Annotated in this window: 16 protein-coding genes; 8 read left to right on the forward strand and 8 right to left on the reverse strand. The window is 65.8% G+C overall.

All coding sequences use genetic code 11. The annotated features are described in order from the left end of the window. Positions 1-64: 64 nt before the first annotated feature. From JYG32_RS37590 to JYG32_RS37610, 5 genes are all read right to left on the reverse strand, one after another. Positions 65-1,240: an ABC transporter substrate-binding protein gene (locus tag JYG32_RS37590; RefSeq protein WP_213267773.1), complete on the reverse strand. Its 1,176-nt coding sequence runs from the start codon at positions 1,238-1,240 to the stop codon at positions 65-67. 104 nt (positions 1,241-1,344) lie between these two features. Beyond that, positions 1,345-2,874 carry a class I adenylate-forming enzyme family protein gene (locus JYG32_RS37595; RefSeq protein WP_213267774.1) on the reverse strand — a complete coding sequence of 510 codons (1,530 nt, stop codon included), beginning with the start codon at positions 2,872-2,874 and terminating at the stop codon, positions 1,345-1,347. A gap of 183 nt (positions 2,875-3,057) precedes the next feature. After that, complete coding sequence (locus JYG32_RS37600) at positions 3,058-3,870, reverse strand: hypothetical protein (protein WP_213267775.1); 813 nt, start codon at positions 3,868-3,870, stop codon at positions 3,058-3,060. Further along, on the reverse strand, positions 3,867-4,985 hold the full coding sequence (locus JYG32_RS37605; protein ID WP_213267776.1) for an acyl-CoA dehydrogenase family protein: 1,119 nt from the start codon (positions 4,983-4,985) through the stop codon (positions 3,867-3,869). Before JYG32_RS37605 ends, JYG32_RS37600 begins: the two co-directional genes overlap by 4 nt. Before the next feature lie 9 nt (positions 4,986-4,994). Continuing rightward, positions 4,995-6,191 (reverse strand): acyl-CoA dehydrogenase family protein, encoded by a 1,197-nt coding sequence (locus JYG32_RS37610; RefSeq protein WP_213267777.1) that lies wholly within the window; start codon positions 6,189-6,191, stop codon positions 4,995-4,997. A 539-nt stretch (positions 6,192-6,730) separates the two neighbouring features. On the opposite strand from JYG32_RS37610, the gene JYG32_RS37615 reads away from it, so the two are divergent. The 7 genes from JYG32_RS37615 to JYG32_RS39385 all read left to right on the forward strand — a co-directional run bounded on the left by JYG32_RS37615 (position 6,731) and on the right by JYG32_RS39385 (position 13,243). After that, the gene (locus JYG32_RS37615) at positions 6,731-7,210 is read left to right on the forward strand and encodes a MarR family winged helix-turn-helix transcriptional regulator (RefSeq protein ID WP_174384155.1); all 480 of its coding nucleotides are present in this window, start codon (positions 6,731-6,733) and stop codon (positions 7,208-7,210) included. After that, on the forward strand, positions 7,207-9,321 hold the full coding sequence (locus JYG32_RS37620; protein ID WP_213267778.1) for an FUSC family protein: 2,115 nt from the start codon (positions 7,207-7,209) through the stop codon (positions 9,319-9,321). The genes JYG32_RS37615 and JYG32_RS37620 overlap by 4 nt, the downstream gene beginning before the upstream one ends. A 34-nt stretch (positions 9,322-9,355) precedes the next feature. Next, a complete protein-coding gene (locus JYG32_RS37625) occupies positions 9,356-9,568 on the forward strand; it encodes a DUF1656 domain-containing protein (protein WP_039369242.1) in 213 nt (70 codons plus the stop codon). A gap of 1 nt (position 9,569) precedes the next feature. Beyond that, positions 9,570-10,565, forward strand: coding sequence for an efflux RND transporter periplasmic adaptor subunit (locus JYG32_RS37630; protein WP_213267779.1), 996 nt, complete (start codon positions 9,570-9,572; stop codon positions 10,563-10,565). Continuing rightward, positions 10,562-12,061 (forward strand): efflux transporter outer membrane subunit, encoded by a 1,500-nt coding sequence (locus JYG32_RS37635; RefSeq protein ID WP_213267780.1) that lies wholly within the window; start codon positions 10,562-10,564, stop codon positions 12,059-12,061. The genes JYG32_RS37630 and JYG32_RS37635 overlap by 4 nt, the downstream gene beginning before the upstream one ends. A gap of 189 nt (positions 12,062-12,250) precedes the next feature. After that, on the forward strand, positions 12,251-12,676 hold the full coding sequence (locus JYG32_RS37640) for a TOBE domain-containing protein (RefSeq protein ID WP_213267781.1): 426 nt from the start codon (positions 12,251-12,253) through the stop codon (positions 12,674-12,676). Positions 12,677-12,754: 78 nt separating this feature from the next. After that, a complete protein-coding gene (locus JYG32_RS39385) occupies positions 12,755-13,243 on the forward strand; it encodes a hypothetical protein (protein ID WP_249744917.1) in 489 nt (162 codons plus the stop codon). A gap of 213 nt (positions 13,244-13,456) precedes the next feature. On the opposite strand, the gene JYG32_RS37650 is transcribed toward JYG32_RS39385, so the two are convergent. The 3 genes from JYG32_RS37650 to JYG32_RS37660 form a co-directional block, all read right to left on the reverse strand. Continuing rightward, positions 13,457-14,617, reverse strand: a complete 1,161-nt coding sequence (locus JYG32_RS37650) for a formylglycine-generating enzyme family protein (protein ID WP_249744918.1) — start codon at positions 14,615-14,617, stop codon at positions 13,457-13,459. An 8-nt stretch (positions 14,618-14,625) separates the two neighbouring features. Further along, on the reverse strand, positions 14,626-15,297 hold the full coding sequence (locus JYG32_RS37655; RefSeq protein ID WP_174380730.1) for a TetR/AcrR family transcriptional regulator: 672 nt from the start codon (positions 15,295-15,297) through the stop codon (positions 14,626-14,628). A 153-nt stretch (positions 15,298-15,450) separates the two neighbouring features. Beyond that, the gene (locus JYG32_RS37660) at positions 15,451-16,221 is read right to left on the reverse strand and encodes an SDR family NAD(P)-dependent oxidoreductase (RefSeq protein WP_174380729.1); all 771 of its coding nucleotides are present in this window, start codon (positions 16,219-16,221) and stop codon (positions 15,451-15,453) included. A gap of 246 nt (positions 16,222-16,467) precedes the next feature. Between JYG32_RS37660 and JYG32_RS37665 the strand changes: the two genes are divergently transcribed. Further along, positions 16,468-18,765, forward strand: a complete 2,298-nt coding sequence (locus JYG32_RS37665; protein WP_213267782.1) for an arylsulfatase — start codon at positions 16,468-16,470, stop codon at positions 18,763-18,765. Positions 18,766-19,216 lie beyond the last annotated feature (451 nt).

The raw sequence follows: 19,216 nt of genomic DNA on the forward strand, positions 1-19,216 counted from the left end.
CATGTTTCAACCGGCATCGCGTCGAGGCGATGTCGTTGCCCTGCGTGAAGCCGGCGCAAACCGCTTACCAGGGCACGCCGGGGAACTGCGGCTTCGCGGTCGCGCGAGCGGCCGGCCAGACCACCGACAACCTGCCGTCGCGGCCGAACTGGCCCATGTTCGCGACGTAGGCCGGGTTGTCGCCGTTCGCGTCGAAGCCGACCGGGCCGATGAACGTATCGTTCGCGGCGGTCTTGCGCAGCGCGTCCGCCAGGCCGCCCTTCGCGAGCGTACCGTCCTTCCGGGCGCGCGCGATCGCGCCGAACAGCAGTTGCGCATAGACGAACGACGTCTGTGACTGGTAGTTCGATTCGGTCTTGAACAGGCGCCGGTACGTGTCGGCGAAATCGCGCTGCTCGGCCGAGCGGAGGTCCGGCGGCGACGCTAGCACGGTCGCGCCATAGACGTTCGGCACGAGGTCGGGAAACGACGCGGCGACCCGCGGGCTCGCGAACGCCCACGGCGCGGCGATCGCCTTCAGGTTCGGCTTGAGCACGCGCGCCGCGCGCAGGATGCCGACGTAATCGTTCTCGTAGCCGATCATCGCCATCGCGTCCGGCCTGTCCTGCAATTTGACCTTGCTCAGGATCGGCTTGAAGTCGCTCGTCGACGGATCGAACGCATGCAGCGTCGTCGCGATGCCGCCCGCCTTCAGCGCCGCATCGAGCCGCTTCGCGAGATCGCTGGTCGCGTCCTTCGTCGAATAGACGATCGCGACCGACTTCACGCCGAGTGCCGCGAAGAGCCCCTGCATCCCCTTCGTATAGCCCTGCGTGTTGCTGACGCGAAAGAACGTCTTCAGGCCGCGCCGCACCAGATCGTCGCTGGTGCCGCCGGACGTCACGTAGACGAGCCCCGCCTTGTTCGCGGCCTCGGATGCCGGCCCCGCGCAATTCGAGTTCGCCGCGCCCGCGATCGCCACCACGTTCTGCGACGCGAGTTTCTCGACGGCGGCAACCGCTTTCGCGGGATTCGACTCGTCGTCGATCGCGATCAGCGAAATCCTGTCCTGCGGATGCTGCCGGTTGTAGATGTCGGCCGCGACCTGGATGCCGCGATACATTTCGGTGCCCGCCTGCGCGAGCGTGCCGGTCAGCGGCAGCTCGACGCCGATCCGCCACTCCGCCGCCTGCGCGAGCGCGGCCCATCCCAGCATCACGGCGGCGGCCGCCAGTCGGCCGCGTCCTGCAGCGTGTCTCATGTCTCCTCCGACGCGTCGCGCGCGCGATGTGGCGGCGCTTGCAGACCGAACGCGCCCGACGGCGCGGCCCCTGCAAGCGCCGGGATGCGGCGAGGTGAGCGCCGCTACTTCAGATCCGCGAGCATGGCCCGCAGTTGTTGCTTGAGCAGCTTGCCGCTGGCGGTGGTCGGAATCGCCGCGACGCGCACGATCCTCCCGGGGCGCTTGTACGGCGACAGGCGCTCGGCCAGGTACTCCTGCAGCATCGGCGCGTCGAATGCCTGTCCTTCGTTCAGTTCGACGAACGCGATCACTTCCTCGTTGCCGTCCGCCGACGGACGGCCGACGACCGCCGACTGACGCACCGACGGAAACGTGTTGATCACCGATTCGACCTCGATCGGATACACGTTGAAGCCCGAGCGGATGATCAGATCCTTGGTGCGGCCGACGATGAACAGCGCGCCGTCCGCCCCGAGACGGCCGATATCGCCCGTGTTGAGCCAGCCGTCCGGGCGAAATGCGTCGGCGGTCAGTTCGGGCGCGCGGTAGTAGCCGCGCATCACGCCCGGGCCGCGCACCCACAGCTCGCCCGGCTCGCCGTCGCGCACGGCCGCGCCGTCCGGCCCGACGATGCGCAGTTCCGCGCCATCGACGATCTCGCCCGACGAACAGTCGTTGCGCGGCCGGTCCATCCGCGTGATGAACAGCGACCCGGCATATTCGGTCATCCCGTAACCGTGATGCAGCGGCAGGCCGAACAGCGCCTCGACGTCCTGCTTGAGCGTCGGATCGAGCGGACCGCCGCCCGTGTACAGATAGCGCAATCGCGGCGACGCAATCGCGCAGCCGCTGTTGCGCACGTGCGCGGCGATCCGGTTGAACATCGTCGGCACGCCCTGCAGGATCGAGATCGCCTCGCGCCCGAGCGCCGCGCAGACGTCGGCCGCGTTGAAGCGCGGGCACAGATACAAGCTCGCGCCGGCCTGGAATGTCGCCAGCAACAGTGTCGCGAGACCGAAGATGTGCGACATCGGCATCACCGCGTACGCGCAGTCGTCGGGCTGCATGTTGCGCGACTCCGCCGATACGCGCGCGAAGTGCAACAGGCCGCGGTGCGTGACCATCACGCCCTTCGGCTGGCCGGTTGTCCCGGACGTGTAGATCAATGCGGCGACGTCGCGCGCGAGCGCGTCCTGCTCGCGTTCGCTCGTCTCGTCGACGGCGCTCGCCATCAGCGGACCGAGGCCCGGCGGCGCGATCTCGCGCGCATGGCAGCGCACGCCATGCCGCAGCGCGTCCGGCGACGCTGCATGGGTGAACAGCATCAGCCGCGGCCGGCAATGCGCGCGGATCACGTCCATTTCGCGCTCCGACAGCCGCGCGTTGACGATCGCCGGCCATGCGCCGAGTTCCGACAGCGCGAACAGCAGCGTGACGACCGCGAGACAGTTCTCGGCGGCAACCAGCACGCGATCGCCGGTGCCGACGCCTTGCGAACGCAGGTAGCGCTGCGCCGCTTCGACGTTCGCCCACAACGCGGCGAAGGTGACGATCCGCGCGTCCTCGAACACCGCCACGTTGTCGGGAGTCCGGCTCGCCCAGTAGCGGGGAATGTCGCTGATTCGTTGCGCCGGATAGCGGTCCAGTGGCATCTCGCGGAATTCCTTGTGCAATGCAGTCAACCAGGGCAGGCGGCAGATGCCGCTGCGATGGATGCCAGTGTGTTGGAGCCGGTATGGCGGCGCAATTTGTATTCGGTAAAGACGGAATTTGTGATTGGCGAAGTCGGGAACAGTACCGAGTTCGGGCCGCGGCGCGACAGTCCGGCGACGTCGTCACGACATCAGGAATCGCGCCGCGGCCGCGTCGCCCGACGGGCCACCGGATGCACCGCCCGTTCCGGCGATCGACCAGGTCAGCGCCGGACACCACGCCAGCCGCGCGATCCGGGACGCACTCGCGCCGAAATGCGCGTCGAACGCGTTGTCGAGGCACGACGCGGACGCGAATCCGACCTGGTCGGCCAACTGCGCCAGATCGCCGCGCGCGGACGATTGTGCAAGCAAGACCAGCAACGCGCGCATCAGGCGCTGCTCGCGCACGATCGCCGTCAATGCGGCGCTTTCGCGAAACAGCAGCGTCTGCAAGCGGCGCGCGTTCATCTGCAGGTGCTCGGCCGCCCGCGCGACCGACCACGCGCGGGCCGGTTCGCGAAACACCGCATCGGCGACGCACGCCGCGAGCGGACAACACGCGGCGACGCCCGGCGTTGCGCCGGCCTGCGCGCGATGCGCGAGCGGCCGCTCGTCGTGGATCAGCAGATGCAGCTCGTATCCCGTGCGCGGATCGATCGCCGTCGCGCCTTCGTAATGCACCGTGCGATAGCGATCGACAACCACCGTATCGCCCTGCGCGAGCACGCCGCTGCGCCGTTCGCCCGCGAGCCGGTGCCGCCCGCGCCGCGCAATCATCTGCAAGCGGAACGGCAGCCGCAGGTTGTAGAGCCGCAGCGGGCCGGCCTCGCGGCGCGCGGTTGCGTCGGCCCCGGGCGGCCAATCGACCGCGAGCGTCAGGCGCGACGCCCCGGGCTCGGCGACGCCTTGCGCGCGCGCGGTGCAATCCGGCCCGGAGGGCCGTCGCTCGCTCACGGCGCCATCGCGCCGCAATAGCGCGCGATGTGGTAATCGCTGTCGCCGAACAGCGGGTCGAACATCGTCAGGCGCTTGAAGTAGTCGCCGACGTCGAGCGCGTCGGTCATCCCCATCCCGCCGTACAACTGCACGGCCTGCTGGCCGACGAGGCGACCTGCTTTCGCGATCGTCACCTTCGCGGCCGACAGCATCCGCGTGCGTCGCGCGTCGTCGGCTTCGTCGAGCGCCTGCGCCGCGACGTAGGCCATCGACAACGCGAGCTCCTTTTGCACGAGCATGTCCGCCATCCGGTGCTGCAGCGCCTGGAACGCGCCGAGCGGCTTGCCGAACTGCCGGCGCGTGCGCAGATACTCGGCGGTCATCTCGATCAGGCGCTCCATCGCGCCGGCAGCTTCCGCGCAGAGCGCCGCGACGCCGTGATCGAGCCCGTGCTGGAGCGCGCGCAGCCCGCCGTCGATCAGCGTGTCGCCGCCCGCCACGACGCCATCGAGCGTCAGATCGGCGGCACGCAGGCCGTCCATCGTCGGATAGCCGGTCAACGCGACGCCCGCTGCGTCGCGCGGCACGATGAACAGGCCCACGTCATTCGATCCGCCGATGCGTGCCGTCACCAGCAGCGCGTCGGCCACCTCGCCATGCCACACCAGCGACTTCACGCCGTTCAGCACGTAGCCGCTGCCGCTGCGCTCCGCGCTCGCGCGCACCGCCTCCGTGCGGTAGCGCGACTGCGCTTCGAGATACGCGACCGACACGATCTTCTCGCCGCTCGCGATGCCGCCGAGCCACGCCGCCTTCTGCCCGGCGCTGCCGTAGGCGCCGAGCGTCGCGGCCGCCACCGCCGCGCACGGCACGACCGGCTCGACCACCAGCCCGCGGCCCAGTTCGCGCTGCACGACGAGGCGGCTTGCCGCCCCTTCGCCGAAGCCGCCGTATTCGGCATCGATCGTCAAGCCGAGCACGCCCAGTTCCGCGAACGCGGACCAGATCGCGCGATCGAACGCCCCGCCTTGCCGCGAGCGCTTGCGCCGGCGTTCGAACGTGTATTCGCTGTCGATGAACCGGCGCAGGCTGTCGGCGATCATCTGCTGCTCTTCGCTATAGGTAAAGTCCATGCCCGCTCCCTAGAAGCCGAGGATCGTCTTCGCGATGATGTTTTTCTGCACTTCGGTCGTGCCGCCGTAGATCGACGTCTTGCGCATGTCGAAGTAAGTCGACGCGGCCGGGGCCGCCCAGTCCGGTCCCGCGACCGGCTGCGTCGCGCCCGCCTCCAGCCACAGCGGCGAATACGGCCAGCTATCCGGCCCCGCGACTTCCTGCTGCAGCATCGCGATGTCCTGCTGTATCTCCGAGCCGCGAATCTTCACGATCGACGCCGCCGGGCCCGGACCCGTGCCGCCGTCTTGCGTCGCGACGCGCAGCAACAGCATTTCCAGCGCCATCACGTCCATTTCGACGCGGGCGATCTTGTCACGCATCCGCACGTCGTCGATCAGCCTGCCGCCGCCGCCGTCCGGCGTCCGTTCGGCGTAGTGCCTGAGCCGCCGCAGCTCGCGATGGCAATGACCGATGCCCGCAATGCCCGTGCGTTCGTGGCCGAGCAGGTATTTCGCATAGGTCCAGCCGCGGTTCTCGTCGCCGACCCGATTCTCGACCGGCACCTCGACGTCTTCGAACCACGTCTCGTTGACGTCGTGTCCGCCGTCGAGCGTCACGATCGGCCGCACCGTCACGCCGGGCGCCTTCATGTCGATCAGCAGCAACGAGATGCCTTCCTGCGCCTTCGCCTCCGGATCGGTCCGCACGAGGCAGAAGATCCAGTCCGCGAAGTGCGCCATCGTCGTCCAGGTTTTCTGGCCGGTGACGACGTACGTGTCGCCGCGCCGGACCGCGCGCGTCTTCAACGACGCGAGGTCGCTGCCGGAGCCCGGCTCCGAATAGCCCTGGCACCAGAAATCCTCGAGCGTCGGGATGCGCGGCAGGAAGCGCGCCTGCATCCCGGGCGTCGCATACTTCATCAGCACCGGTCCGATCATCGTCAGGCCGAACGGCAGCATGCGCGGCGCGCCGGCCTGCAGCGTCTCGATTTCGAAGATCAACCGCTGCAGCGCGTTCCAGCCCGTACCGCCGAGCACCCTCGGCCAGGTCGGCGCGCCCCAGCCCTGCGCGTGCAGAATCCGGTGCCAGCGCACGTAGTCGTCCTTCTCGACGCGCCGATGGTCGAGCACCTTGTCGCGTATGTCGTTCGGCAGCTTCGCATCGACGAACGCGCGCACTTCGTCACGAAACGCCCGCTCCACCGCGGTGTAACGCAAATCCATCCTGGTGTCCTCCCGCATGGGCGCGTCGCGACAGACGCCCGCGCCGTTCCTTCCCGAGCCGCGCGGAGTCACCGCGCGAGCCGCGCCGCGGCCGCCATGCTCCGCATTGCATGCGAGTGTGTTGGAGCCCGACTGAACCCGCAATTTGTATTCGGCGAACCGGGAATTCCGCATTCGCGAAGTCGCGGCGGCGCGCCGGGCTTCGTTCCGGGTCGCCCGTGCGGCGCGACAGGCTCAACCGGTCGCTTGTCACCGGCCGCATAGGTCAGATGAATGCGCAGCGGCTCAGCCACGCGACCACCGGCCCGGTTGCACGCCGGAGTCGCTTCGGTTGCGTTTTCGGTGGCGCCCGCCTGCGCGCAATGCCGCCTGCGCCGGCCCCGGACAGCACCCGGGGCGCCGCGCCGCCGATCGCCTTGACCAATCGCGGCTCCGACGCCTACATTGGCTGCTGCAGCCCTGCCGTGCCGGCGCCCGTGACATCCGGGTGAAAAACCGATAGTTTGCTATCGAATGTTTTTGCCCCTATCATCTCGCCCATGACCAATCTGCACGATCTCCGTCTCGCCGTCAGCAGCCTGCTCGTGCTGTCCGCGCGCAAGTGGCGCCGCACCAGCGATGGCGTGCTGACCGCGTACAACGTATCCGAGGCCTGCGCGACGCCGCTGCTGATCGCCGGCCGCCTCGGCGAAGGCGTGCGGCAGGGCACGCTCGCCGAACACGTCGGCATCGAGGGGCCGTCGCTCGTGCGCCTGCTCGACCAACTGTGCGCGGCCGGCCTCGCGCGCCGCAACGAGGATCCGCACGACCGCCGCGCGAAAACGATCTCGCTGACCGCCGCCGGACGCGCGGTCACCGCGAAGATGGAGGAAGACCTGCGCGTGCTGCGCGCGCAGGTGCTCAAGGGCGTCACGCGCGCCGATCTCGAAACGACGCTGCGCGTGCTGAACGCATTCAACGCGTCCGATGCGGCGCAGCCCGCGCCGCACCCGCCCCACGCTGCCGATTCCGCGTCATGACCTACCCGAGCCTTCGCGACTGGCTGTTCTCGGGCAAGACGTTCGCCGCGTCGATGCTGGCGCTGTACCTCGGCCTGTATTTCCAGTTGCCGCGCCCGTACTGGGCGATGGCGAGCGTCTACATCGTGTCGAACCCGTTCGTCGGCGCGACGCGCTCGAAGGCGCTGTATCGCGCGCTCGGCACCGCGCTCGGCGCGGCCGCCGCGATCTTCTTCGTGCCGCCGTTCGTCGAAACGCCGCTGCTGTTCGCGATCATCGTCGCCACCTGGTGCGGCACGCTGCTGTACCTCGCGATCTCCGATCGCACCGCGCGCAGCTACGTGTTCATGCTCGCCGGCTACACGATGCCGCTGATCGCACTGCCGACCGTGACCGATCCGTCCACGGTATTCGACGTCGCGACCGCGCGCACCGAGGAAATCGTGCTCGGCATCGTGTGCGCGAGCGTGGTCGGCAGCGCCGTATTCCCGAACCGGCTCGCGCCGACGCTGATCGAGCGCACCGACGCGTGGTTCAAGGACGCGGCGTTCTACGGCCGCGAGACGCTGTCCGGGCACATCGCCGGCAAGGCGCTGTCCGCGTGCCGGCAGCGCCTCGCGATGACGATCAACGGGCTCGAATTCCTGCTGAGCCAGTTGAGCTACGACCATGCGCACCCGCGCATCCTCGCGCGCGCACAGGCGCTCGCGGGCCGGATGCAGTTGTTCCTGCCGCTGATGTCGTCGCTCGCCGATCCGCTGATCGCGCTGATGCGCGACCTGCACGTGCGCCCGCCCGCGCTCGACGCGCTGCTGGCCGACGCCGCGAAGTGGTTCGACGCGCCGCTGCCGGCCGTGAAGTCCGGCTCCGACGGCGACATGGCCCACGATCCGGTCGCGGACGACCTGCGCGAACGCATCGCCGCACTGCAGCCCGCCGACAGCGCACTGACGAGCTGGGACGGCGCGCTGCTGTCGAATGCGCTGTGGCGGCTGCGCCAGGTCGTCGACATCTGGCAGGACTGCCGCTCGCTGCGCGCGCTGATCGCGAACGAGTCGGGCGTCTGGCAGCCGCGCTACCGGCACTGGCGGCTCGGCGGCACCGATCGCTTCTTCGATCGCGGGATGATGCTGTTCTCGACGCTGACCGTCGTGCTCGCGATCGTGTTCGCGTGCTGGCTGTGGATCTCGTCGGGCTGGCATGACGGCGCGGCCGCCGTCACGCTCGTGGCCGTATCGTGCAGTTTCTTCGCCGCGCTCGACGAGCCCGCGCCGCTGGTGTTCAAGTTCTTCCTGTCGACGGCCGCGAGCGTCGTGTTCGCGGGCCTGTACCTGTTCGTCGTGCTGCCGCACGTGCACGACTTCGCGATGCTCGTGCTGATGTTCGCGGGCCCGTTCATCCTGATCGGCACGCTGCTGCCGCGCCCGCAGTTCAACATGGTGACGATGCTCGTCGCGGTGAACACGGCCACCTTCATCAGCATCCAGAGCGCCTACGAAGCCGACTTCTTCGTGTTCCTGAACAGCAACCTCGCCGGCGTGGCCGGCCTGCTGTTCGCATACCTTTGGACGCGTGCCACGCGGCCGTTCGGCGCGGAGCTCGCGGTGCGGCGCCTGCTGCGCTCGGGCTGGGAGGACGTCGTGCGCTCCGCATCGACGCAGCCGCTCGACGACCAGCGCAACCACGCATCGCGGATGCTCGATCGCGTCACGCAACTGCTGCCGCGTCTGGGCGCATCCGACGACCATCGCCACCCGTCGATCGAAAGCTTCCGCGACTTGCGCATCGCGCTGAACGCGCTCGACCTGCGCCGCTCGCGCCGCCGGCTGTCGGGCGACGTGCCCGACGCGATCGACCGCGTGCTGGCCGGCGTCACCGACCACTACGCGCGCTGCGCGGCCGCGAACGCACGCCAGCCCGCGCCGCCGGCGCTGCTCGCGTTAATCGACGACGCGCTGCACCGCGTGGCCGGCCGCAACCTGCCGGGCGCCGCGCCGGCCGACGGCGGCACGACGCCCGCGACGCACCGCCGGCTGCGCGACACGCTGCACGCGCTCGTCGGCCTGCGCCTGTCGCTGTATCCGGCCGCGGCCACGCAAGCGCCGCAGGCACCGGACGGAGCACGCGCATGATCCGGCTTTCCAACCTGTCTTTCCGACCGCGACCATGATCGGCGAAATCGACATCTTCGGCGTATTCGTGCCGGCTCCGCTCGTGCTGATGCTGATCGCCTACCTGATCAACATCGTCGTGCGCGCGGTGCTCGAGCGCGTCGGCTTCTACCGCCTCGTCTGGCACCGTTCGATCTTCGACCTCGGCATCTACGTGTTCGTGTTGGCCGCCGTCGTGATCGTTTCCCACCATCTCGTGGCTACCTAACGTGAAAAAATCCTGGCTCTCGGCAGGGCAAATCCTGCTCACCCTGATCGTCGTCGTCGTGGCCGGCCTCGTGCTGTGGCGGATCATCAACTACTACATGTTCTCGCCGTGGACGCGCGACGGGCACGTGCGCGCCGACGTGATCCAGGTCGCGCCGGACGTGTCGGGCCTCATCACGTCGGTGCTGGTCGCCGACAACCAGGAGGTCAAGCGCGGCCAGGTGTTGTTCGTGATCGACCAGGCCCGCTACACGCTCGCGGAACGGCTCGCCGAAGCGACGCTCGCGCAGCGCCGCGCGACGCTCGCCCAGGCGAAGCGCGAATATGCGCGCAACCTGCAGCTCGGCAACCTCGTCGCGAGCGAACAGGTCGAGGAAAGCCGCACGCGCGTCGAGCAGGGCGAAGCCGCCGTCGCCGATGCGCAGGTGTCGCTCGATACCGCGAAGCTGAACCTGCAGCGCACGACGATCGTCAGTCCCGTAGACGGCTACCTGAACGACCGCGCGCCGCGCGTCGGCGAATACGTGCCGGCCGGCCGCGCGTTGCTGTCGGTCGTCGACCGCAATTCGTTTCGCGTCGACGGCTACTTCGAGGAAACCAAGCTGCGCGGCATCCATATCGGCCAGCCGGTCGACATCATCGTGATGGGTGAACCGCATGCGCTGCGCGGCCATGTGCAAAGCATCGTCGCCGCGATCGAGGATCGCGACCGCACACAAGGCGCGAACCTGCTGCCGAACGTGAACCCGGCATTCAGTTGGGTGCGGCTGGCGCAGCGCGTGCCGGTGCGCGTCGTGCTCGACGAGGTGCCCGACGATTTCCGGATGATCGCGGGCCGCACCGCGACGGTTTCGATGCGCGACGCCAACACGCGCCGTCACGACAACGCGAAGCCGGCTGCCGGCGCGTCGGCGGCAGCCGCCAGCGCGGCGTCCGCAGTCACGCCGGTAGCGACGGCTTCCGGTGCGGCCGCAAGCACGGCGGGAGCGTCGCAATGAAACGGCACGCTCTGCGCCTCGCAGCGGCGCTCGCGCCGCTCGCGCTCGCACTCGGCGCGTGCAAATCCGTCGGCCCCGATTACACGCTGCCGCAGCAGGCGTACGTGAATGCGCCGCTCGCGAACCATGCACTCGACGACGCGAATGGCATGCTCGTCTCGCGTGACCCCGTGCCCGGCAACTGGTGGCAGCTCTACGACGATCCCGTGCTCAACGAGCTCGTGCGCAGCGCGCTGAAGTCGAACACCGACCTGCGCGTCGCCGCGGCCAACCTCGCGCGCTCGCGCGCGGCGCTGGAAGTCGCGAATCAACAGGGCGGGTTCTCGGGCGGTGCTGAGGCGGGCGTACAGCGCGCGCAGGAATCGGCCGAGCAATACCTGCTCGAACACAAGCTGCCGGTCGTCAACGAAGGCGCGGTCGGCATCAACGTGTCGTACGAGATCGACCTGTTCGGCAAGCTGCGGCGCGGCGTCGAAGCCGCGCGCGCGGACAGCGACGCGGTCAGGGCAGCCGGCGACCTGGCGCGCATCACGGTCGTTGCGGATGTCGTGCGCGCGTATGTCGAATCGTGCTCGGCCGGCGACGAGCTGGCGATCGCGAAGCAGTCGCTCGCGCTGCAGAAGCAGCGCGTCGCGCTGTCGCAGCGGCTGCGCGATGCCGGGCGCGGCAACCAGACCGACGTGACGCGCGGCGTGACGCAGGTGCGCACGCTCGCCGCCGATATCCCGCGCTTCGAAGGCCGCCGCAAGGTCGCGCAGTACCAGCTCGCCGCGCTGCTCGCGCGCTCGCCGGCCGACCTGCCGAAGGCCGTCGCCGAATGCGAACGCCTGCCGAAGCTGCGCCAGCCGATTCCGATCGGCGACGGCGCCGCGCTGCTGCGCCGCCGCCCCGACGTTCGCGAAGCCGAGCGGCAGCTCGCCGCCGCGACCGCGCGAATCGGCGTGGCAACCGCCGCGCTGTACCCGTCGATCAGCATCGGCGCGTCGGCCGGCTCGGTCGGCGTCGCCGCCGACCTGTTTTCGTCCACGACCAATCGCTGGTCGTTCGGACCGCTGATCAACTGGTCATTTCCCGTCAACGGCCAGCGTGCACGTGTACGCGAAGCCGAGGCTGCGACGGGCGGCGCGCTCGCGCACTTCGACGGTATCGTGCTGAACGCGCTGCGCGAAACGCAATCGAGTCTCGCGACCTATGCCGCCGACGTGCAGCGCACCGACGCGTTGCGCACGGCCTACGAATCGGCACGCAGTTCCGCCGACGAAACGCATCGTCTCTATGCGGCCGGCCGCGAATCGTTCATCGCCGATCTCGACGCGACGCGCACGCTGACGAGCGTGCAAGCGCAGGTCGCGGCCGCCGAGGGACAGGTCGCGGCCGATCAGGTGAGGCTCTTTCTCGCGCTTGGTGGCGGATGGGAACCCGACAGCGCAGCGACCGCACCGGATGCCCGTCCCGCCACCACGCGTGCCGCCGCGACACCCGATGCCGGCGAGTAAGCGCTGCGGCGTTATCACCTTCGCCACATAACGCGAACCAGGCGAAACGCGCTGTGCCAGCGGGTTTTCCTGATTCGCGCCATAGCATCCGGAGAACGACGGACGCATGCGTTGACGGTAAACTGGTCGATGCACTTCCATTCATCTGCCGCTGCCGATCCGGCAGCGGCATCCACTCGGAGAGTCATCATGCGAACCAGCGCCCGCAACCATTTCGCCGGCCAGGTCAGCGCCGTCAAGCCCGGTGCCGTCAACGACGAAATCACGCTCCGCACGCAGGACAGCCTCGATATCGTCGCGGTGATCACCCACGGCAGCGCGGCTTCGCTGGGCCTCGCGGCCGGCTCGAAGGCGTTCGCGCTCGTCAAGGCATCGTCGGTCATCGTGATGGTCGACGTCGACAGCAGCAAGGTGTCGGCCCGCAACTGCGTCGCGGGCACCGTATCGTCGGTCGCGAAGGGCGCGGTCAATTCGGAAGTCGTGATCAAGGCCGCCGGCGGCGCCGAGATCGTCGCGATCGTGACCAACGACAGCGTCGATCGTCTGGGCCTCGCGAGCGGCACGGCCGCGTCCGCGATCTTCAAGGCATCGAGCGTGATCGTCGGCGTCGAGTGATCGCGTGACGCGCGCGATCCGGTTTGCGCCGCACGTTCACGCGGGCCGTGTCACCCGGCTGTCACGCGGGTGCGCACGATGAAAACCGCATTCGATCGCGCCGATCCGTCCTCGCATGAACGGGCGGTGCAGTCGCTGCTGCTCGCGGCGACCCACGCCGACGCTCCCGACGCCCGCCTGTTCGGCGCCCTCGTTGCGGCACGCGCGTGCCGCAACGAACTCGCGCTGCTCGGCCTGTCTCATGCACAACTGGCCGGGCTGCTTGCCCGGCAGTTTCCGCGCCTGCCTTCCGCCGATGCCGCCGTACGGCCCTGTACCTGCAGCGCGTGTTCCGGAAGGTCGCCGGTGACAGCACGGGATCGTCGCTCGATCAGGCATATGTCCCGGGTGCGCAGGATCTGTCGTCCACGTCGAAGCAAATGCTCGTGCGCGCGGTCATTCGGCATGTGTTCTGATTGGCGTAGCGAGCAGCGGGTTTCCCGAGATGCGGCGGCCACGATCCGGCAAGAACCGGATTGTGGCCGCTATCATGTTGCTTATCGCTCGCAGACTCCCCCGAACGTGTGAGCCGCGTTCTGAGTCATTCCGCCTCTCACCGCCCCACCACCATTCTTCTCAGGTGAGCTTGCGTGGCTCCGTCCAACTTTCGGACGTCAGTTTTCGTCTTCATGCCCATATAACGCACTACGCACTATTTGGTGCACGCATCAGTAATTGTCGCCTCGCACACGCAACCAGTAGATGGCAACGGTTTCCTGCTCGATGCGCTCGGTGAATCGCTCAAGACGTAGGCGGCTGCGCGTTGGACACGAGCCGAAAGCCCAAGTGCGACATGCCGGTATAGGGATCGGAACCGCGCCGAGCACTTGGGCGATAGCTCAAGCAGTAGCTCTCATTGCACAAAAACGATCCGCCGCGAATGACGCGCCTGGGTGCGTCGGCGGGCATGCCCGGTTCGTCCGGATCAAAACTCTCGGACGGGCCCCTGGGGTCAACAGGTACGCCTGAGCCTAATCGAGCGAAGGCATCCGATCGATACCAATCCGCAACCCATTGCCATGCGTTGCCCGTCATGTCGGAAAGACCGTAGGCATTCGCAGGGAACGTGCCGACCGGACTTGTCCCGATAGCACCGCCGGCCTTCGGGCTCACCACGGGGAAAGGCTGCTTCTGCTGACCTTCCCAGACATTGGCCATCTGCCGGCCATCCGGCGCGAAGTCGTCACCCCATGCATAGGTCGCTTGGGTAAGGCCGCCGCGTGCGGCGAATTCCCATTCGGCCTCCGTCGGCAAGCGCTTGTTCGCCCATTTTGCGTACGCTTGGACATCGTCGAAGGCGACCTGCACAACGGGATGGTCATCGAGTCCCTGGATGGATGTGTCGGGACCATGAGGATGGCGCCAGTTCGCGCCTGGCACAAAGCGCCACCATTGCGAATAATCCTCAAGGTTGACGGGGCGCTGCGTGCCGACGAAGACGAGCGCGCCGGGAACCAAATCAGCGTCGGCCGGCCGCGGGGTTCCGGGCGGCAGTTGCACGCTCAGCGTCTGCCAGTCAGGCTTGCGTTCGGCGACGGTAACGTAGCCGGTTGCCTCGACGAAGCGGCGGAACTCCGCGTTGGTGACATGATGCCGATCCATCCAGAAACCATGGATTCGCACGGGATGGGCGGGGCGCTCGTTGGGTTGAGCAAGCCTGCTCTCGCTACCCATCATGAACTTACCGCCTGGGATCCACATCATGTTGACTGGGCCGTGCGTTCCATCGCCCGAGATGGCCACGACCTGACGCTCCGTGTCATGGGACGCGCGCGAGCGTGAAAGAACGATGCCGAAGCCTGCGCCGAATGCTGCAATGGCGGTTGAAGTGGCGATCCAGAGAAATCGTCTACGATGCGCTGGCATTTGGAGTGGCTCACGAGAAGAAGCGTCGACCGACATGATGAGTATCAGGAAGCCGATGCGGGAGGCACGGCCTTGGTCGGCGCAGCCATTCCACCGCATAGAAATTCGATCAGACTTTCAACCTGGCTCCACTGGCGGAGCTTGTGCTGATGCGCATCCCGAAGATGTATTACCGATGAAGCGCATGCTAGCTCGGCGAGGCTCTGAAGCATCGCGTGAGCACAAAAACTTAGTCGGAGCCTGAGCACTTCCTTTGAGATGCCAGGCAAAACATCCTGAAGATCCCCAATCAGATGTGACGCGTTTTTGCCGAACGCCTCTTCGAAAATTTTGGCAATTTCCGGAGCGCGGTCGGTATTCAGGCGCGCCATGAATCGAGCGTAGCGTGCGCCGTCCTCACCATGATCGATGATCTTCCTGGCGAGAGGCATGACAAGTATTTCTACGACTGCGCGAACCGTGACTTGCGACGTGGAATGGAGTGCCGTGTACATCTGGACGCGCTCCGACATTAACGGGACCATGTGGCGCTCCAGCAGCGCGCTCACTACGTTGTCCAGTCCCCCAAAGTGGTAGTGGAGTATGCCGGCACTGACGCCAGCCGCAGCGTTGATGCTGCGAACCGATACGCCGTCCACGCCGTGTTTAGCTATCAGATCTTCCGCTGCCAGCAGAATGCGTTCCCTGGCCTCGCCTTTTGCCATGATTGGTTTCATTAATGATCGATTCGGTATCGGGGAGCGACCGCTCTTCAGCGGCCTCGTCGGCAAACTCGTACATGGTGGCCCGGATCTCCTCACCATCTACTACCGGATGCTACCGCAAGGCATGTTTGCGTAGCCCTCTTTGCATTCGACGGCGCTGTCGACTCACATACGCTGCGACGAGATGTTGCCGCCGTCCACGACGATTTCCGCCGCGGTAATGTAACTGGCCTCGTCCGACAAAAGGAAACGTGCTACGCGACCGATTTCCTCGGGCCGTCCCAACCGGGACAGGAGAATACGGCGCTCGAACGTGCCCGCCGGAAGACTATCTACCGCAGGTTGGAGCATTGGCGTCAGGATCTGGCCCGGCGAAATTGCGTTGATACGGATATTGTCACGGCCAAGTCCGTCCGCAAGGGAGCGGATCAGGGACAACATGCCGCCCTTCGCCGCGCTGTAGATGGGGTTGACGTGATTGCCCAGGGTGGCATTGATGGACGCGATACCGACCACCGCAGAGCTGGAATTCCTGCGGAAATCTGGCAGTAGCGCCTGCACCAGCAGCGCGAATGCGCGTAGATGAACGTTAATGCCATCGTCCCATGTTTCAGGGGTAATACCGTCCAAAGATCCGGTATCAACCGTGCCAGCCGCGTGCAGTAACCCACCGATCTTCGGCAACGCTGCGCGGGTGGTGCTCAACGCAGCCGGGAGTTCTGCCGGATCGCGCAAGTCGACACCCATGCCAACCGCGACGACGCCAAATTCCTTTCTGATTTCGGCGGCCTGGCATTGCGCTTTCTCGGCCTGAATGTCCCAGAGTGCTACGCCGCGGCCAACGGCCGCCAGCGCACGGGCCGAGGCAAGGCCCAGGCCGGACGCGCCACCAGTGACGATCACGGAGGTATTCGGGGACGCCAGCAGGGATTTCATTGTGAGCTCCTATACGTACTTGTGTGAAGGTAACGGTAGCAACGCGCCGTTGGACGACCCTCTCCAAGGTCGTAAGCGGTCCGGTCGTTGACTGGGGCAAATCTCATCTTGACGAAAAGCCACGACGCTCGCAGACTTTCATTCGATCAAATGATTCAATAACATGTTCGATGATTCTCTCATGCAGGCGTGACGCGATGCAATGCCATCGATGAGTGAAGTCAAACAGAGAAACGGGAGCTCCCCATGAGCAAGTCAGGCAATGTCTTGACCAAGATCCTATGCATAGGTCTTGGTTGTGTGGCGGCGAGTCTCGGTTGGCCCGCAACTAACGAGGTTCAGACTGGAGCTGCGCCTCCAGTCGTACCGATACTCCATGCTCCGGCCGGGGTTCCCAACGTGGTAGTCGTATTACTGGACGATGTGGGCTTCGGTGCTGCCTCAACCTTCGGGGGGCCGGTCATGACTCCCACGATGGGTAGCCTGGCCAATGAGGGCCTGCGCTATAACCGTTTTCACACGACAGCCGTATGTTCGCCTACCCGCGCCTCGCTGCTTACGGGACGTAACCCGCACGCTGTTGGCGTTGGCGCCGTGCTGAACGCGCCAAGCAGCTATCCGGGCTACCGAGGCGTACTGCAAAAGGACTCCGCAACTATTGCCGAATTGTTGCGAGAGCATGGCTACAGCACGGCGGCATTCGGCAAATGGCATCTCACGCCCGATTGGGAGGCGTCCCCGGTCGGCCCGTTTGACCGTTGGCCGACCGGCCAAGGTTTTGAAAAATACTACGGGTTTATCGGTGCCGAAACCGATCAGTTCAACCCCACGTTATACGACGGCACCACGCCTGTACTGCGATCTGCAGATAAAAACTACTCTTTGACCGAGGATTTGGTCACGCGCGCGATCAATTGGATGCACGTTCAACATTCAGTCGCCCCTGACAAACCGTTCTTCATGTACTTTGCGCCCGGCGGCACCCATGCGCCACTCCAGGCGCCCAAGGCATGGATCGATAAATTTCGCGGTCAGTTCGACGGTGGCTGGGACGAGATGCGAGGAGAAACCCTCGCCCGGCAGGAAACCCTCGGCGTCGTACCGAAAAACACGAAACTGACACCACGCCCCGATGAACTTCCAGCGTGGAATAGCCTAAGTGTCGATCAGAAAAAGGTGGACGCGCGGTTGATGGAAGTCTACGCAGCCTACTTGGCTTATACAGACGCACAGATTGGTCGGCTGGTGCAGTCGTTGAAGGAGAGCGGGCAATTCGACAACACGCTTTTTATCTACGTAATGGGAGACAACGGGGGAAGCCTGGAAGGTGGGTTGTACGGCCGCGAGAGCTATATGGGCAATCTGCAGGGCATGCCCGACACGCCAGCAGCCAGCCTGGTAAAGCGTCTTGACAACTTGGGAGGGCCGACCAGCTATGCGCAATATCCCGCTGGTTGGGCTTGGGCGATGAGTTCACCCTTGCCGTGGGCCAAGACAATGGCGTCGCATTTGGGGGGGACGCGCAACGGTATGGTGCTGTCATGGCCAGCACGCCTCAAGGATCATGGCGGACTGCGCAGCCAGTTCTCTCACGTGAACGATCTTGCTCCCACCATCTTGGAGGCCGCGGGGCTGAAGGCTCCGGCTGAAGTGAATGGCGTCAAGCAACGCCCGATGGATGGGACCAGTCTGATCTACACTTTTGCGGACAAGAATGCCCCGGAGCGACACAACACGCAGTACTTCGAGGTATTCGGCAACCGCGCGATTTATCACGATGGGTGGATGGCCTCAGCATGGCACAAGGACCGACTCCCGTGGCAGGCCGGTTGCCACCAACCGCCCAAGCGACTTGCGGATGATACTTGGGCACTCTACAACTTAAACGACGATTTCAGCCAGTCCACAGATCTGGCGGCCAAGGAACCGGAAAAGCTCAAGGAGATGCAGGCGTTGTTTCTGTCCGAGGCAAGCAAGAACCAGGTGCTCCCGCTGCAGGATACCGGGTGCATCCGGACACCTCTCCCCAGTTTGCCGGGTAACCGCACTGAGTTCAGCTATTTCACGGGGGCCGTAGGCATCCCTGAGGCAGACGCGCCACCGATAAAAAACCGCTCCTACAGCATCGTCGCCACAGTGAACATCCCGAAGGGCGGAGCCCATGGCGTCATCGCTACTATGGGAGGGACGGCCGCAGGTTGGTCACTCTATATGAACGATTCTGGCAAGCCGGTCTACGTACAGAAAGTATTCGATGTCGCGCGCATGGTAATCACGGGCCAAAAGCCGCTGGCACCAGGTAAGAACGTGGTGCAGTTTGATTTCGACTACGAGGGGCCAGGGTACGCAAAGGGCGGTACTGGCACGCTAAAAGTGAATGGCGCGACGGTGGGTACCGGCCATCTGCCGGTTACCACGCCAGGCACCTACTCAGCCGATGAGACGTTTGATGTCGGCACGGACACCGGCTCGCCGGCTGGGGATTACCCATTTGGATATCCATTCAGCGGCGCCATCGAGCGAGTGGATATTCGGCTACGCTGAGTATTTGCAGTCCATTGGCGTGGTTCCGCGGCTCGAGGTTAAACAGCGGCGGAACCGGTCAACAAACACTGGGGGCACATGTGAAGAAAATCGGCCTGTTCATTTGGTCTGTTGCAGTAACGAGTCCAGCGATTTCTGCCATGCCGGCATATGACCCGAAAGCCTATTGCCACTATATCAATCGTTCTGGTGGCCCATCTGCTCGCAAGCTTCGCCAGGTATGCCAAATCAACGAACGGGAGCAGTTCGACCGGCTTAAGAGCGAATGGGACTCACTGCCAGAGAGTGTCCGCGACACTTGCAAGAATTTGACGGCCTTCCAAGGGCATCCAGCCTATTCGATCCTGGCAGCGTGCGTCGAAAACGTTGCTGCTCCACCAGCGGACTGATCGCGCAGCGTTTCCGATTTTCGTGCCTGAGTCGTCAAATGACTTAGGTGTGCTATGCGATC

It is taken from the genome of Burkholderia pyrrocinia (genome assembly GCF_018417535.1).
Lineage (GTDB): Bacteria > Pseudomonadota > Gammaproteobacteria > Burkholderiales > Burkholderiaceae > Burkholderia > Burkholderia pyrrocinia_E.